At 66.2% G+C, this 1,232-nt stretch carries 2 protein-coding genes; one reads left to right on the plus strand and one right to left on the minus strand.

All coding sequences use genetic code 11. The features are described 5' to 3' along the window. Positions 1-125 precede the first annotated feature (125 nt). Positions 126-605, minus strand: coding sequence for a hypothetical protein (locus BRAO375_RS19565; protein WP_009029173.1), 480 nt, complete (start codon positions 603-605; stop codon positions 126-128). 247 nt (positions 606-852) lie between these two features. On the opposite strand from BRAO375_RS19565, the gene BRAO375_RS19570 reads away from it, so the two are divergent. Then, positions 853-1,232, plus strand: a 380-nt coding sequence (locus BRAO375_RS19570) for a hypothetical protein (RefSeq protein ID WP_035641313.1), incomplete at its 3' end; no start/stop codon positions are given.

The following is a 1,232-nucleotide window of genomic DNA, read 5'->3' on the forward strand; positions in this document are numbered from 1 at the left end:
AAGCGCGGTGTTCCTATCAGAGTTGATGGGCGGACGCTACAGCCGTCACCTGTCTTCCCGCCGCGAGTCCGGATCGCAAAAAGGGCGGCCGTGAGGCCGCCCCTCGCATTGGATCCGCGTCCGGATCACTGGCAGATGTGCATCAGCCCGTCGCTGCCCTTGAACATCGTGCCGGGGCGGCACACCAGGCCGTTGCGGGTGGCGTAGCTGTTCCAGTCGCCATAGTAGCCGAGCTGACCGCGGTCGTAGGCCGGCTGGCTATAACGGTACGGGCCGGGATCGTAGGCATAGGCGTCGGCCGTGCGGAACGGCGCGGTCGCGATCGCACCGGCCGTTCCGATTGCCGCGCCGGCGACACCCGCGGCGGCACCGACTGCGCCAGCGGCGACGTCAGCCGGCCAGAAGCCGGTGCCGCGGCGATTCCAGTCGTTGTTCCAGCCGTTGTTATTCCAACCATTGTTGGTCGGGCGGCCGTCCGCGCGCTGCTGCATCATCGCGGCGTCCTGGCGGGCCATGTGGTGACGGTGGTGCATGTCGCGCGCCATCGCCGGGCCGGCGAGCGCAGTCGCGAGAACAGCAGCCCCGAGAATTGCAGATCTGATCATGGGTTGACTCCGTCGTTGCGCCCCGAACCTTAAGTGCATCCGGCCTTTGCTGTTCCGCGCTCAACCCAATGTTTTCGCCGCGCCTCCGAGTGATGATCAGCTGTTAACCGTCGTGCGCGAATGCGCTGAGCCCCTTAACCCGCACGAATGGCGCGCGCGTTAGCCTTACCGGCAGATTGAGCCGCGCGCTTAACCCATCGGGGCAGGCGTTGCGGTATTGATAGGACGGCAACCGGGGCGTGAATTCATGCGTTGTGCAACAGCTCTCGCGATACTGATCGGGACGGCATCCGCCGCGCTCGCCAGCGAAGGCTTCGAGATCGTCATCCCGCAACGGCCCGGCGTGCCCGTCGTCATCAACGGCATCGACGCCTCCTACGCCATCGTCGTAGGCCAGACCAGCCTTGGCAGGGGCAATTATATGCAGCCCACCATCTATGGCGGCCGTCCGGTCGAGCCCGAGCCCTATGTCGGTCACTACTACCCGACCTTGGGTGCGAAGCCCGGCTACGGCCGCATGGAGATCGAGCCGCCGGCCGATCGCAAGCTGCCGAAGCCGGCCGAAAGCTACTCCCGCTCCTGGGGCGCTCAGTCGCAGATGCAGCCGCCGCAGCCGGAGGTGCCGAT

The organism is Bradyrhizobium sp. ORS 375, assembly GCF_000239775.1.
Lineage (GTDB): Bacteria > Pseudomonadota > Alphaproteobacteria > Rhizobiales > Xanthobacteraceae > Bradyrhizobium.